We start from the raw sequence: 14,130 nt of genomic DNA, 5'->3' as shown, positions 1-14,130 counted from the left end.
TCAGCCACCTCCAGTCGGGCCGGAGAGCCCGAGCGGTACCCGCAGACTGTCGGTGCTGCGGTCGCGGACGTGGGTGTAGCCGATCGACACGAGCACGACGGCCGGGTCGTCGGTAGGTGCAACGTCGACGTCGGTGACCACGATTCGGGGCTCGAAGGCCCGCAGCGCCGCATCGACATCCCGGGCGATGGCGGCCCGGGTGGCGGGCGTGTTGGGTTCCATCAAGTACTTGCGCAGGCCGCAGCCGAAGTCGGGGCGCATGACGCGTTCGCCGGGGTCGGTGTCGAGGATGAGCAGGATCGACTGGCGGATCAGTGCGGGGCCGCTCTGCCAGTCCAGCGTGCCGTCGCCGGCCGGTTCGGGCGGGAAGCGCCAGCCGGTGCCCAGCGGGTCGGAGACGATCACGGCCGCACCACCTTCGAACGGCTTATCCGGGGGGCGAACACGCGACCGGGCACGGCCGCCTTCGGACGCTGGGCAAGCGCGCTGCGGGCGAGGACCGCGTACATGCGGTCGTCAAGCTTTCCGTTCTTGTGCGCCTGCTTCACCGCGCCGGCCAGGGTTGTTCGCGCTGGCGTTCCGGTCGGCTGGTAGCTGATGCCTCCGAGCAGCTTGGTCAGTGCCTCATCGACCTTCGCGTCCCTTGCGATGGTGGCGGCCACCGCGCCGTCGATCTCCAGGCCGCCGCCGAGCGCCTCGAACTTTCCGGCCAGGTCTGCGTCGATTTTCACGTCGGGTGGAATACAGAAGCGCAGTAGCAGCAGGGACCACAGCTGGAAGACGAACACGAGGATCGGCAGGAACAGCCGGAACACGAAGAACGCCACGATCGTCAGCAAGGGGATGGCGAAGGAGCAGATCTGGATGGCGGTATTCTTCTTTGCTTCGGTTGCCTCCAGGTTCTTGGCGGTGAAGGCTAGCTCGGAGTTGACCGGTGACCGGAACCGTACGCCGCCGGTCCCTCCTGGGCCGAGCCGGATCGCGTCGGCGTGCAGTTGCCGCAGGTCGGGCATTTGCACAGTGACCGGTCGGTTGGCGGTGCCCTCCAGGTCGAAGTGGGCGGCGAGCTGGTATGCCGGGGTCGGTTGGGACCAGGTGACCGGACAGTGGCAGTGGGCGCCGTCGCGTGGGCATTGCGACCGGTGCCGGCGCACGAAGCAGCGGATTTCGTACACGGCATCTTCATCGAACCGGGCGGCGCCACGGTCATCCACATCCGAGGACCCGGTCGGCACGACTCCGAAGTAGATGGTCTCGCCGGTGGCGTCGTGGCCTGGCCTGGTTGGGTCGGCGACCAGCGGGGTAAGCGGGTACGTCGCCTCTGTGATCTGCTCGGACACCTCCTCGACCGACGCCCACTCCCCGATGCCGGCCAGGGGTGTCACCTCCGGCGACCCGGTGCACGCGGGGCGGGGCACGAGCTTGCCGTCGCCGTCGACGCCGGTGGGGATCCAGCCCTGCAGCTGGCGGACCGCACCGGCGCTACGGGCCCAGGTTTGCACGACGGTGCGCGCCTCGAGTTCGGCCCGGTCTGCAAGCCGCAGGCGGGCCTCCAGCGTGGCGGCTCGCAGGCCGCCGGTCTTCTCGCCGGCCCGCAGCGCTGCCATCTGCTGCTCGATCACCTCGCGGCGGCGTCGGAGCGTGCTGTGGCGGCGCAGCGCGCGCTGCAGCTGCGGATCCGGCTGCCGTGGCAGGTCGGTGGTGCGGCGGCGGACCACGAACCCGGCCTCGCACACATCCGCTCGGCAGGCGGTCGGGAAGCCTGCGACGTCGCAGTGCAACGAGCACACGACGAGGTAATGGCGGTGGTGCGAGCCGAGGTACAGCTTGCGGCGGCCTGTGCCGCGCCGGGTCGGAATGCGGCCGTACCCGTTGCTGGACAGCGTGAAGACCTCGTCGGTGTCGGGCCGGAACTCCAATCGTCGTTGCGGGTCGGCCAGGAACATGTTGACCAGATCCGGTGAGTCGTACTTTTGCAGCACGGGTGCGGAGGTGCGGACCGCGCGCCGGTCCGCGGGGCGGCCGGGGCCGGTGGGGTCGGTCGGGTCCCGCAGCGGCCAGTGCCACCACGGCGCCACCAGGTGCCAGTCGTGGCCCACGTGGGTCTGCACCGTGGCGGTCACCAGACGTTCCCCGCGCCGGGGGTGTAGCTGGGTGACACCACGCCCACGCTGGCGATCATGTTGGTGCAGGTCACGATGCCGTCAAAGGCCGCGGTGGGCGCGTGAACGTTGAGCGCGGCTGCCGTCACCTCCACGGTCGCGTTCGCCCGCACCTGGATCTGACCGGCGGCGGTGAAGGTGACCGTGGAGCCGTCCTGGTGGGTGACCGACAGTTGCCGGCTCGCCTCGTCGAGCACCACCTGGTGGCCGTTTTCGGTCTGCAGTGTGACCTTTGACCCGGCGGCGTTGTCGTCGAACTCTAGAAGGCTGCCCGACCGGGTTTTGATGACCCGTCGGTCGTTGGGGCGGGTCGGGGTGACCGGCATGGTTTCGCGGCCGTTCCAGCAGGAGCCCACCACGTAGGGCCGGCGCAGGGCTCCCGCCTCGAACCCGACGACGACCTGTGTGCCGACCTCCGGTAGCGCCAGGAATCCCTGGTTGTCGTCGGCGTACGGGGTCAGCAGCGTGGCCCAGGCCCGTACGTCGGCGTCGGCGTCGCCGAGCCACGGGTACCGCACCTGGATACGGCCGAGGCGGTCCGGGTCCACGATGTCGGTGACGATCGCCGGGTACAGGCCAAAGTAGGAGTTGTTGCTTTGCACTGCGGGTCCTCCGTCTCTCATCCCTGGTTGACGGTGGGTCGTTCGGCCTCGAACCTGGTCCGCAGCCCTTTGGCCAGGTCGTAGCTGTGGTGTACGCGCGTCACGTAGTAGCCCGGACCGTCGAAGGGGCGGCCGCACCGGGTGAGGGTGAGCTTGCTGCCGACGACGAGTTGCGGTGTGCCGGTGGTTACCCCGTGCACCCGCACGAACCGGCGGGACCGGCGCAGCATCTCCGCCCGAGCCAACGCTCGCGCCTCGGACTCGACGAGCGGGACGTCGCGGACGCTGCGCCCCGGCAGCACTCCGAACGCCCGCTGCAGGGTCTGCGGGCCGGTGCGACCACCTGACACCTCGGCGTCGACGGTGGTTGCCGGGGCCTGGGTCTCGATGGGAGCCCGCGTCGCGGCGTTGTAGCCGGACACGTGCACAGCGCTGCACTGTTCGGCCAGGTCCGCCCGGACGGTCACGCTGATCAGGTCGCTGCCCCGCACCAGAGTCACTACAGTGCCGGGCCGCCGGTCGCGGGTGGCCAGGTGTAACGCGCCGTCCATGGCCCATACTTCGGCCTGGATACGTCGGGCCCGTTCCCTCAGGAACGCCAGGTCGCTCTGGTTGACCTGCTGCACCACGTCGTATGTGGGTCCGTCCGCGGCCACGCGGGGCGTGAGCCCGTGCCGGGCGGCGATGGTACGGGCCACGTCAGCATCCGAGACCCTCACGTAGGTTGCCGAACGCTGGGTCATCCGCAGCCGCATCAACTCGTCCTCGGCCAGCATGCTGACGTGCGGCACGTCACCCTCGGCGAAGTGGACCTCCAGCGCCGACACGGTGCCGGTGAACACCACCTTCTCGTTGCCGGGGGGGCCGAGCGACACGGACAGCCGCTTGCCGAAGTCGAGTGGCTGGCCGTCGAGGTATTCCACAACGTCGGTGGTTGGCCGCTCGCGTGGCGCGCTGGCGAGGACGTGGGCGCGCAGCGTGCGCAGGCCCTCGACGTCCTCCTCGACATCGAGGCGGACCAGGTCGCGGCCGAGGTCTGGTTCGCGGGCGCCGTTGACGGTGAACACGGGAGCTGTCGCCGCGTACGCGGGTGCCTCAACCATCGAAGCCCTCCCCCGCGACCCGCGCCCGGCGGCGCTCCTCCTCCTCCGCCTGGCGGCGGTACTGTTCGTGCCGCTCCCACACCGACGGCTGGTCGCCGCCTGCCGGCGGCTCTTCGGCCATTCGCTGGACCTCCACCTGCGAGGTGATCTCGCCGACGTGGACAGCCATCACCCACCTCCACAGCTGCGCCCGCATGCGCGCCTGCATCCGCACATTGGCGCGGCCGCAGCCGCCGCCGGGACGGCTGCCAGTGCACGCCAGCCCGGCACCGTCGGGTCGTCGGTCTGCGGAGGTAGCGTGCCGCCCGAGGCGACCGTGCGTCCGCGCACGTGCACCAGCCCCGTCGAGGCGGGGCCGGCGGCGGCCAGCCGCGGCCGCAGCGGCACCCCGAACCCGAACGTAACGGCCCGGCGGTCGGCGACGGGCAGGCCAGCCGGCTGCGGGGCGCGGTCGCCGGCGCGCACGGTCACGGCGGCGCCGGCTGCGGGGGGGTCGGCGGCAAAGGCGTTCCGGTTGCGCTCGGCCGCCGCCCCAGCATTGTGGGCCGCTGCCCGGTCGAGGGCGCGGGTGAGTCCGCCCGCCGCGGTCAGCGCGGGACCCCCCGCCGGGGCGCGGGCGGGCACCGCGCCCCCGCCGTCGCCCGGGCGGTCGTTCGCGCCCCGTTCGGACCGCCCTCTGAGGGCGATCTCCACGCCCAGCCCGGCGTCCAGCGACAGAGACGCGGAGAAGTCGATGCGCTGGCCGGCCTCTAGCCGTACCGGGTCGGTGATGCCCTGCAGCCCTTTCCAGGCGCGTGGGTCCAGGCCCATCCGGTTGGCGAAATCGGGTGCGCTCTCCCCCGCTAGTGCGGTACCGGTGCGGTCCGGCGGCGGGGGCGTTGGCGGAACCTGGGCACCGGCCCCACCGGCACCCGGTGGCACCGGCGGCGTCGCGCCCGCCCCGGTGTTCGTCCCGGCTCCGGCGAGATTCGCATCGAACTCAGGGTTCTGCACCTTGATGGTGACCGCGCACTTGGCCCGCAGCGGCGTACCGCTGGCGGCGAAAAAGTCGAAGTCGGTGTTGAGCGCTGTCATCACGCCGACCACCGAGAACGTGCCGTAGGTGAATCGCAGCCGCGGCGGCACCGACTTCGCCTGGGCCATCTGCGGCAGCACGAACCGTTCCAGCTGGCGGGTGCGGGTGCGCACGTCGACCGGCGCCTCCGTGGTGCCCTCGTCGGCGGTGTCGTAGACCAGGTCGAAGGTCAGCGTCGATGTCGACCCCTGGTACTGGGTCTTCTGCCGCCCGGCGTCCTTGCCGAAGTCGGCGGTGCTGGTCATCTGCACCCGTAGGGTCGCCGGGTTGATTTGCACCTCGATGGGGTTTCCCACGTTCTTGGGCGGGTTGGTTGGCTGTGGCGACACTTCCTGCAGAGACGCCTTCTTGAACTCCATCAACTCGCCTCCAAGCGCAGGCCCTCATGGGCGATCTGCAGCTCTTCGATAGCCACCTCGCCGGTGCGCGCGTTGAGCTGTGGTCCGACCACCTTCGCCGGCAGTCCGCGGGTGAAAGTCCAGACGGCGACGGGCTGTTCGTCCTCGTCGAGTACGGCGATGGTGCCGTCGTAGCGCCGCAGCGGGCGCACCCCATCGACCACGTCCTGGAACCACCGCCACAGGTCGCCGTCGACCCGGCCGGCGGCCGGATGGAGCATGCCGCGCCGCAGGACGATTCGGGTCACCTTGGCGCGCCCGGCTCGCTGGATGACGCCGTTGTTCCGGCCACCTTCGACGTACTCGGCAACGTCCATCTCCAGGTCCAGGCCGGAGCACTCCTGGAATGCGCCATCCCCCAGGGTCCCTCCGCCGGGCGGCGCACCCGGTTTCGGCGACGGCGACAGGGTCACGCGGAACCGGAACGCGCGGGCGAATAGGTCAGCCATGGCGGATCACCCCCGGCCCGACTGACAGGCTGGTCTCCGTGGCGCCCTCGGCATTGATCGCGACCCGCACCACGATGAACTCTGCGGGTTCGGACGGCGCGACTCCCACCTCGACCACCACCCGGCCCACACCGGGACCGGAAGCGACGTGCACGAACCAGGATGTCTCCGGTGTGGCACCGGCGAAGGCACCTTCGGCGGACAGGTCCGCGAGAAGCTGGTCGAGCTGGCGCTGCAGCCCGGCCCGCAGCTGGGTGCCGTCGGGTTCGAAGACGGTCCACTGCAGCTGCCGTCGCACCACCCGTTCGATGAGCAGCAGCAGTCGCCGGGCGGTGAGTTGCCGCCACGCCCGGTCTGTGGCCAGGGTCCGGCATCCGGTCAGCCGCACCCCGTCCGGCTCGGGCAAGAACACATTGACGCCGAGACCATGCAGTTCGGTGTGCCGCTCGCCATCGACCCGTTCGGCCACGTCGACCACGCCGAACGCGGGCTCGTTGGCCGGACCGCGGCTGACGCCCTGACGCAGCTCACACCGGGCGATGATGCCGGCTGCCACCGCCGACGGCGGCAGGAGTAGCAATGGACCGGTTGGGTCGCGCCGAACAGGACGTCCGGCAACGCGTTGCGCACCGGCGGGCGCAGGCTCATCGGCGGGGGCGCGTAGCCACGGGTGGTAGGCCGCCGCGTGGGAGGAGTCGAACGAGCTCCGCCAGGCCAGTACCTGCCGTGCAAGCAGTCCCGGCGGCACGTCGAGCAGGGCGACCAGGTTCAGCCGCTCGGCGACGGCGACCAGCCGCTGCTGAAGCGCCACAATACGCTCGAGCACCTTGGGCGCGGTGGGGTCCAGCCGCAGGCTGGCCAGCCCGGGCCCGGGTGCACTGCCGGTCGCGCGTGAAGGGGTCGCCGGGCGGCACGGGCGGAACTGCGGGTCAGGCGCAGTCGCCGGGGCCGGCGGGGCGGGCGGCAGCCGCTCGGCGCGGTAAAGGTCAGGGACCACCACGGTCGCGGCCCCGGGCGCGCCGAGCAGGCAGTCCAGTCCCTCCACGCCGGTGTCATCGCCATCGGTCAGACGACCGAAGAAGTCCTCGGGCGTGATCAGGTGCCACCGGTCGGCTCCGCAGTAGCCCCGAGCGACCACCTCGGTGGCCGCCGGGTCGACCAGTTCCACCTGCCCGCCGTCGTCGCCAAGCACGTCGACCAGGCGAGACTCCCGCCGCACTACATCGGGCAGGAACCGCGGATGTGCGGGGTGCAGACCCAGCCCGGGGAAGTGCTCCTGGCGCAGCCGTGCCGGGTCCTCGTCAGTCACCAGGAGTTGGGCGGTGACCAGTTCGACCACGGCCGGTCCGGCCATCACAACCGGCCGGTCGAGCACGGCAACGAGATCGTGGCGCGGATCACCACGTCGGCCGACCCGGCGCAGGGCGGAGACGAACGCGACGGCGACGCGCCCAGCCGAGCGAATCCGCAGCAGCGCGCCGGCCGGCAGCGACCCGCCGGGGTCCAGGCGCAGCGTCGACTCGGTCAGCGGCTGGGCGTGCACCGGCCGGGACGGGAATGTCAACCGGACGACCAGCCGGTTGCCCCAGGAGCCCTCGTTGCGGGCCCGGAGGGCCAGCGGAGCGCCGCCGGTGACGCACACCGGTGAGGAGAGCTGCAGACGCGCGCATCCAGGGGGTGGTCGGCCGACGTTCGGCCGATCTGGTCCCCGATGGACGATCCGTACGATGTGGGCGCGCCGGCCGCCCTGGGCGAAAAAGGTGGCAACGGCGTGCGGGAGCAGGCCCTCGCCCTCGAAGCCACCGAAGCGCTCCAAGTATCCGTCCCAGCTGTCGACGGCGACTGCCACGGACCGTGCGTACGCGACGCCGGCCTCGACCAGGGTCGGATCGTCGACCGGCTCCCAGGCAGGGCCGCGCGGGGCGACACCGACGAATGCGACCTCGTCCATCGGCTCGACGACCAGCCGCGGCGCCCGCGCGGCCGACGCGAAGTACACGCCTGGCGCGCCCAGCGCGAACGGCGGCGCGCCTCCCGCCACGCCCGCGATGTCCACCGTCACCGGTCCGCCCCCGTCACTCGTACTCGATGCCCTCGTGCACCAGGTGCAGTTCCTCCAGCGCTACCTCGCCGCCGCCCTTGGCGGCGAGCGTCGGGCCGACCCACTTCTTCGGCTGGGCGTTGCGCAGGACGATGTTGAGCACCTCGTTGCGGGACTCGTCGAGCATCACGATGGTGACGGTGCGTGGCTGGTACCGGCCGTCGCGCACCGCCTTGATCCACTCGAAGATGTCGGTGGAGCCGACCAGGCCCCGCTTCAGCGTGACCTCGTCGAGCTTGAAGGTGTTCGCAACCTTACGCATCGTGTTGAACTTGTCGACGCCGGTGCGGTATTCGGAGAAGTTGATCTCGTTGCCCAGGCCGGACACGTCGGAGAACCCGGCCTCGATGGGGCCGCCGCCGTCCACGTCGCCGAACTCCACCCGAAAGTTGAATGCCCCGTACGGGTTGTCACGCTTGGCTGCCACGGTCCGTCTCCTCTTGTCAGCCGCGGGCGTCCGCGGTGAACTGTCCGATCCGGAAGACCACGAACTCCGCCGGCTTCACCGGCGCCACCCCGATCAGACAGATGAGCCGGCCATTGTCGAGATCGTTCTGCGTCATGGTGGTGCGGTCGCAACGTACGAAGTACGCCTGGTCGGGAGTTGTGCCAAGCAGCGCTCCGTTTCGCCACTGGACCTCGAGGAAGTCCTTGACGGTGCGGGCGATGTTGCGCCACAGCGGCTCCCCGTTCGGTTCGAACACCGCCCACTGGGTCGCCTTGTCGATGGAGTGCTCCAGGTAGATGAACAGCCGCCGCACGTTGACGTACAGCCACTCAGGGTCCGAACTGAGCGTGCGAGCGCCCCACACGCGGTGACCACGACCGGGAAAGAGGCGCAGCGCATTGATGTGCTCAGGGTTCAGGACCTCGTTGCGGCCCTGGTTGATGTTCATCTCGAACCGCGTCAACCCGAATACAACCTCGTTCGCCGGTGCCTTAAACACGCCACGCGCGACGTCGGTGCGCGCGTAGATCCCGGTGACGAAGCCTGACGGCGGCAGGCACAGCTTCTGCACCGGCACCCCGGGCACGGTCGGGCTGTTCGGGTCAAGCACCTCCACCCAGGGGTGGTAGAGCGCGGCGTACTTGGAGTCGAAGTTGCCGCGGAACGCGCGGATCTCGTTCATCGACGCGCCACACGGCCCGTCCACCACCGCGATGCGGTACTTGCAGGCCTCTGCGTGGTCTATCAGATATTGAGTGGCAACCTGCCGCTGCTCCGGCGTGTCCAACGCACCGGCATCGGGCAGCGCGACAATGGCGATGTCGTCCACCTCCGCCAACGCTTCCAGGCCAGTGGCCTTACGCTCGGCCACATCAGGGTCGGCCGGCTTGCCCTGAAGGTCGTCCGGCCCCGGCGGCACCCCGTCCTTTCCACCCTCGAGCCGGAACGTCCTGCACGGCTTGCCGTCGCCCACCAGCCCCTTGAGCAGCCAGATCGGGTTCGTGCTGGTCGAGGTGAAGTCGTAGTCGAACCAGACGACGCAGTCCTCGTCCTCCGGGTCGTCCAGCGCGAGGATCTTTCCGATGGCGCGGGGTCCCGACGGGTCGAGGTCAAGCCGGGGGTAGTGGTCCTGCCGGTCGTCGTCGACCGCCACCGTCACCGACACTTGCACCGGAAGCAGCCACGCGGAGACCGCCGGCGGCGCCGGGTTGCCCTGGGCGTCGAGGAATGTCTGTGTCTTGTCCGGGTTCTTCCGAACGATACGCAGCCGGGTGAAATCGATTGGGGTGAGCGGCCCGGGCAGCTGGTCAGACTGTGGCACGACCTCGAGCACAGATCCGTCACCGACAAGGTTGGCGCACGCGGCACTGCCCGTGTGGAGGCCTACGTCGCCGCTGCGTACCGCCTGCACGGTAACCGCGACGTTGCCCGCGTAGCCCGGCCAGCGGGCCCGTAGCCGCGCGACCGACGGTGTCGGCGACGGCACCGACACGTCGATGGACGCCAGACCGGCGTCTCCTGAGACGGGCCTGTAGACGCGGGAGATGTACAGGCGCCGTCCGCCGTTGAGGAAGAACGCGCGGGCCGCGTGGGCGACGTACGGCAGCCGGCTGGTATCGAGCGGCTGCAGCTTGCCGTAGATCCGCTCGAACTCGACGTAGCTGGTGACGAGCCTGGGTTCGGTCGCGCGCGGACCGCCGGTGTACTGGACCGGTCCGTACCGGGTGACCCCGGCGAAGCCTGTCGTCGAGGTGGGCACGCCCTCGATCGACTTCGACCGGAAGCTAGTCTCTTCGACGAACACGCCCGGAGCAAGGTACTCAGGCATGGTCTTCCTCTCAGGTAAGGACGAACGGCGGTGGCCGAGTAACACCGCCGCGCCAGCACCGCACCGTCTGCACGGCGATCTTTGTGTAACCGGCGGGGACGGCGGCGCCGGTGCTCACCCCGTCGGCCGGGTCCAGGTTTCCCACCGGTTCAATCGGCAGGTGCCACAGCGGGTCCTCCCGGCTGTCGGCCGGCGAGTCGACGGGCGTGCCCGACGGCGGCAAGGGCCGTGCGCGCACCACGACCTCGACATCGACCGTCCGGGCTGGCCGCTTGGCCAGTTGCAACGGCAGGGCGCCGATGACGAGCACGAACTCACCGCGGTCGTCGCCATGTCCGCGCCACCGCACCGGCCCGTGGCCAGCGGTCGGCCGTGCCTCCACCCTCACCCACGGCGCCGGTGGGCCGCCGGCTCCCCAGGTGACCCGGCCGCGCAGCACTGTAGCGCTGGGCAGGGCACCGTGGTCCGCTCCGGGAAATAGCACCGGACGGCAGGCCCGCCCCGCCAACGGCCGCGTCGGGTCGATGTCGTGGCCTCGCTCAAAAGCCCGCACTGTAGCGAGGTGTGGTACCGGCACCGACAGGCGCCGGGGCACGTATCGCCGGCGTGGGTCAACGATGCGCAGCACGAGGCGCGGCCGATGGGTGGAAGGGCCCCCGAAGGCGATGGCGAATCGACCGGACGGGTTGGGCCGGATCCTCGGTAGCCCGATTGCGTCGTCGGCTGCCGCGATCGCCGACAACCGAACGGGATGCGGCCGCGGCACATCTTCCAGGTGCAGGTCGAGCCCGTCAAAGACGTCTCGCCCGCTCAACGCGTCGCGCGGTGCGATGCCGAGCCGAAGCCGCCTGACATGCTCGTCCCACACCGGTGAAAGGATCTCGTTCACCGCGTCGCCCCGACCGTGCGGGCCCCGGCATCGGCCAGGTCGGGGCGCAGGCCCTGAACGTGGGTCAGGACGTCAGACAGAGGCACCCCATCGCGGGTAGATACCACCACGACCCTGGCGACATACGGGATACTGAGCCGGAAGTCGCAGGTCAGGCTATCGAACGTGCGCATGAGGTCATCGGTCGAGATGTCCTCGAGATAGAGCTGTACCGCCTCGTTCGCAGTCCAGTCACCGTCCGGGTGCAGCAAGGGGCCACTCAGCGCTCCCAGCTCCTCCAGGAGCTGAATGGCCCGCCCGATGATCTGGTGCTCGTGTTCGGCGTTGTCGGCCCACGCCGTCAACAGGAAGTGCAGATCGACCGGTAGGTGCGCCCGCCCGTCCACCGCACCTACGGACGACCAACTAGCCCTCATCGTCTTGTTGAGATCCACCCGATACAGGAGCACCGACAACGCCGGGCGCACCAACGTCGACGAAGCGGTGTCGAAGTCCTCGGTCCGCACCAGCCGAACCTGGGTGGCATGGGTCCTTACCGGCTCCTCGGCGGCGAAGCCAGCAGCGAGTGCAAACTCGATGCTCTTGCCGACCGCCGCGATGCTCCGGAAACCCGCCACGAGAAGAGACTGTATCTACGCCGTCTCGGCAATGTCGTCGCTTTCGCCGGTTTTGTCGCTTCCTCCTGTCGGCATCACTGGTGCCACCGTCTACGGATGCCGAGGCGCGAGGGACAGCTTGAGGAGCATCCATCTCAGCAGGGCGAACACTTCGGGGCCGCCGAAGAGGTCACCGAGCAGGAAGCCCTGCTCAGAAGGTTGCTGGCGGGATTCGAGTCTCAACCTCCGGGAGCCACACCGGCGCCACCACGACGGCTCCCAGAGGCGCGCGTCGATGCGGCAAGGAACTCATGACCGGCGTCAACGGGCCGCAAGACGAACGCCGGCACCAGCCACGCGGGGAGCAGCCAACCCTGACCACTTCGGTGTGAAGCAGGACGCTGCACCGACTCTGACCTGCGGAAACGAGAAGCCGCAGGCAGGGGCGGGTGCAGTTGCCTGCAGTCGGATGCCGTTCGGTGCGGTTGAGGGCCGTTCAGTGCACCCCGTTGCTCCCAACCTGCTCCCCCGATCCCGGGCCGTGACCCGGGTTGCTGCGGCCAGGCTAAGACGAACCGTCCTGCAGGTCGTTCGTCAGAGATCGTGGCCGCTCACCTAAGCGGCGCCGCGCCTTGTCAGCGGCTAGAAGCATGCGCTGGCTTGACCTTAAGTCGGGTTGAGCTTGAATAGTGCTCGTCGATCGAGAGAACGGAGTTACTCGGATGATCGACCCCACGGCGGCGATCCGCCTTGCTCGCCCCAGCGGTGACCTAGCAGCCACTGAACGGTTCTACGTTCAGGGGCTCGGATTGCATGTGCTCTACCGTGCGGCCGCCGACTCTCCCGACGAGCATGACTTGGTCATGCTCGGCTGGCCACAGGCATCATGGCACCTCGAACTTGTCGGAGGACCCAACCTGCAGGTCTCACCGTCACCGACAGCCGAAGACCTGCTCGTGCTGTATCTGTCCACGCCGATCGACGAGTCCTTGGTCGCCAGGCTTGAGAAGGCCGGCGGCCGGCGGATCGCCCAAGGCGCGTACTGGGACCGATGGGGTGTGACAGTGGAGGACCCCGACGGGTATCGGCTTGTCCTGTCCAGCCGCGCCTGGTCCAACGCCACGTAGTCGACTGCACGCCCGCTTCTCGGCAGAGTCGGACGTGTCCCGCACTCGGATCCGCCAACGCCCCATCAGCGGCAGATCCGGATGCCGGGATGCGGCACTGATCATGGCATCAAGCCACGCAGAACTCGTTGCCCTCGAGGTCATGCATGACGACGTGCCCAAGGACGTCGCCGTACCACTCCTCGCAGACCACCGTCGCGCCGGCGGCAACCAGCGGCACTTTCTGCCGGATCAGTCGGGCGCGCTCGGCCATGTCCCAGGGGCCTGGACCGGCCACCCGGATATCGATATGCACACGGTTCTTGGCGGACTTGCCCTCGGGCACCTTGAGGAAACCAATGGCAGGGCCCCGGCCGTCCGGGCCGACGATGGACGCGTTGTCCGGCTCGTCGAAACCGGATTCCTTGACATAGCCGAGGGCCAGCGCCCAGAAAGCAGCAACCCGCTGGGGATCGTCGGCATCGCATCCCAAGGTCCAAAAAGTCGCCACGGCGCCAACGTACGCGAGCTACGACACGCTGTCATCGGCACGTCCGCGCGTCGCCACCCGTGGACAGCCGGCCGCGCTCCGTGACCCGCGGTCCGCGGCAAATGTGTGCACCTGATCATGGCCTGAGCGCGCATCTTGACCTCAACCAAGGTGCAGCTTGAACACTGGTCAGGATGCTGTCTCACGTAAGGGGTACTACACATGCGCGCAATCCAGGTGGCTGCGTTCGGCGATCCGGATGTGCTGTCGCCCGTGGAACTGCCTGACCCGGTGCCCGGACCCGGTCAGGTTGTCGTCGGCATGGCCGCAGCGGACGTCATTCTCCTCGACACCCTGCTTCGCGGCGGTTGGGGGCAGGACTTGTTCCCGCGGACGTTGCCGTACGTGCCGGGTGGTGGCGGAGCGGGCGCGGTGGTGGAGACCGGCGACAGGGTGGACCCGACATGGACCGGTCGGCAGGTGGTCGTACGGACCAGCACCGGTTACGCCGAACGAGTCGTCGCGAACGTCGAGGAGATCATGCCGGTGCCTGACGGCCTAACCATCGAGGCGGCCGCGGCGCTGGTGCATGACGGCGTGACCGCGCTCAGCATGGACCGGCTCGGCATGCCGGAGAAGGGCGAATGGGTGCTGGTTTCAGCGGCTGCCGGCGGAGCCGGATCACTGCTGGTGCAGCTAGCCGTCGACGCCGGAGCGCGGGTGGCGGCGGCCGCGTCCAGCGACGTCAAACTGGCACTGGCCCGCCAGCTGGGCGCGGAGGTTGCCATTGCCATTCCCCTCGTAGCGTGGAGGCCAGAGCTTGAGGGATAAAGGTTCATGGCTGAGACGAGACGCCAGTTCGATCCGGAGTTCCGGGCGGGCG

The 14,130-nt window shown here is 69.5% G+C and carries 14 protein-coding genes and 1 pseudogene; 2 read left to right on the top strand and 13 right to left on the bottom strand.

All coding sequences use genetic code 11. The features are described 5' to 3' along the window. Genes ABZS80_RS30825 through ABZS80_RS30770 form a run of 12 tightly spaced genes read right to left on the bottom strand, consistent with a single transcriptional unit; the run spans nt 1 to nt 11,672 of the window. Nucleotides 1-405, bottom strand: a complete 405-nt coding sequence (locus ABZS80_RS30825) for a GPW/gp25 family protein (RefSeq protein ID WP_355061402.1) — start codon at nt 403-405, stop codon at nt 1-3. Further along, a complete protein-coding gene (locus ABZS80_RS30820; protein ID WP_355061400.1) occupies nt 402-2,123 on the bottom strand; it encodes a hypothetical protein in 1,722 nt (573 codons plus the stop codon). The genes ABZS80_RS30825 and ABZS80_RS30820 overlap by 4 nt, the downstream gene beginning before the upstream one ends. Continuing rightward, nucleotides 2,120-2,764 carry a phage baseplate assembly protein V gene (locus ABZS80_RS30815; RefSeq protein WP_355061398.1) on the bottom strand — a complete coding sequence of 215 codons (645 nt, stop codon included), beginning with the start codon at nt 2,762-2,764 and terminating at the stop codon, nt 2,120-2,122. Before ABZS80_RS30815 ends, ABZS80_RS30820 begins: the two co-directional genes overlap by 4 nt. A 17-nt stretch (nt 2,765-2,781) precedes the next feature. Beyond that, on the bottom strand, nt 2,782-3,867 hold the full coding sequence (locus ABZS80_RS30810; RefSeq protein WP_355061396.1) for a contractile injection system protein, VgrG/Pvc8 family: 1,086 nt from the start codon (nt 3,865-3,867) through the stop codon (nt 2,782-2,784). Continuing rightward, nucleotides 3,860-4,036 (bottom strand): hypothetical protein, encoded by a 177-nt coding sequence (locus ABZS80_RS30805; protein WP_355061394.1) that lies wholly within the window; start codon nt 4,034-4,036, stop codon nt 3,860-3,862. Before ABZS80_RS30805 ends, ABZS80_RS30810 begins: the two co-directional genes overlap by 8 nt. Continuing rightward, entirely contained in the window at nt 4,036-5,301 is a 1,266-nt protein-coding gene (locus ABZS80_RS30800) for a hypothetical protein (RefSeq protein WP_355061392.1), read from the bottom strand. Before ABZS80_RS30800 ends, ABZS80_RS30805 begins: the two co-directional genes overlap by 1 nt. Then, the gene (locus tag ABZS80_RS30795; RefSeq protein WP_189197108.1) at nt 5,301-5,789 is read right to left on the bottom strand and encodes a phage tail protein; all 489 of its coding nucleotides are present in this window, start codon (nt 5,787-5,789) and stop codon (nt 5,301-5,303) included. Before ABZS80_RS30795 ends, ABZS80_RS30800 begins: the two co-directional genes overlap by 1 nt. After that, nucleotides 5,782-7,845: a phage tail sheath subtilisin-like domain-containing protein gene (locus ABZS80_RS30790; RefSeq protein WP_355061390.1), complete on the bottom strand. Its 2,064-nt coding sequence runs from the start codon at nt 7,843-7,845 to the stop codon at nt 5,782-5,784. Before ABZS80_RS30790 ends, ABZS80_RS30795 begins: the two co-directional genes overlap by 8 nt. A 19-nt stretch (nt 7,846-7,864) precedes the next feature. After that, nucleotides 7,865-8,317: a phage tail protein gene (locus tag ABZS80_RS30785; RefSeq protein WP_189197106.1), complete on the bottom strand. Its 453-nt coding sequence runs from the start codon at nt 8,315-8,317 to the stop codon at nt 7,865-7,867. Between the two features lie 16 nt (nt 8,318-8,333). Then, nucleotides 8,334-10,166 (bottom strand): phage tail sheath subtilisin-like domain-containing protein, encoded by a 1,833-nt coding sequence (locus ABZS80_RS30780; protein WP_355061387.1) that lies wholly within the window; start codon nt 10,164-10,166, stop codon nt 8,334-8,336. A 10-nt stretch (nt 10,167-10,176) separates the two neighbouring features. After that, complete coding sequence (locus ABZS80_RS30775) at nt 10,177-11,055, bottom strand: hypothetical protein (protein WP_355061385.1); 879 nt, start codon at nt 11,053-11,055, stop codon at nt 10,177-10,179. Next, nucleotides 11,052-11,672 (bottom strand): DUF4255 domain-containing protein, encoded by a 621-nt coding sequence (locus tag ABZS80_RS30770; protein WP_355061383.1) that lies wholly within the window; start codon nt 11,670-11,672, stop codon nt 11,052-11,054. The genes ABZS80_RS30775 and ABZS80_RS30770 overlap by 4 nt, the downstream gene beginning before the upstream one ends. A 701-nt stretch (nt 11,673-12,373) precedes the next feature. Here ABZS80_RS30770 and ABZS80_RS30765 point away from each other — a divergent pair. After that, nucleotides 12,374-12,778 (top strand): VOC family protein, encoded by a 405-nt coding sequence (locus tag ABZS80_RS30765; protein WP_355061381.1) that lies wholly within the window; start codon nt 12,374-12,376, stop codon nt 12,776-12,778. 109 nt (nt 12,779-12,887) lie between these two features. Here ABZS80_RS30765 and ABZS80_RS30760 read toward each other — a convergent pair whose 3' ends face one another. Continuing rightward, a complete protein-coding gene (locus tag ABZS80_RS30760; RefSeq protein ID WP_355061379.1) occupies nt 12,888-13,268 on the bottom strand; it encodes a VOC family protein in 381 nt (126 codons plus the stop codon). Nucleotides 13,269-13,469: 201 nt separating this feature from the next. Here ABZS80_RS30760 and ABZS80_RS30755 point away from each other — a divergent pair. Continuing rightward, nucleotides 13,470-14,036, top strand: a pseudogene (locus ABZS80_RS30755) (NADPH:quinone reductase); the annotation flags it as partial. Nucleotides 14,037-14,130: the final 94 nt, after the last annotated feature.

This window comes from Micromonospora sp. NPDC005305 (assembly GCF_040607315.1).
GTDB lineage: Bacteria > Actinomycetota > Actinomycetes > Mycobacteriales > Micromonosporaceae > Micromonospora.
Note: the sequence above shows the minus strand (reverse complement) of the source record. Positions and strands in the feature narration are given on the sequence as shown.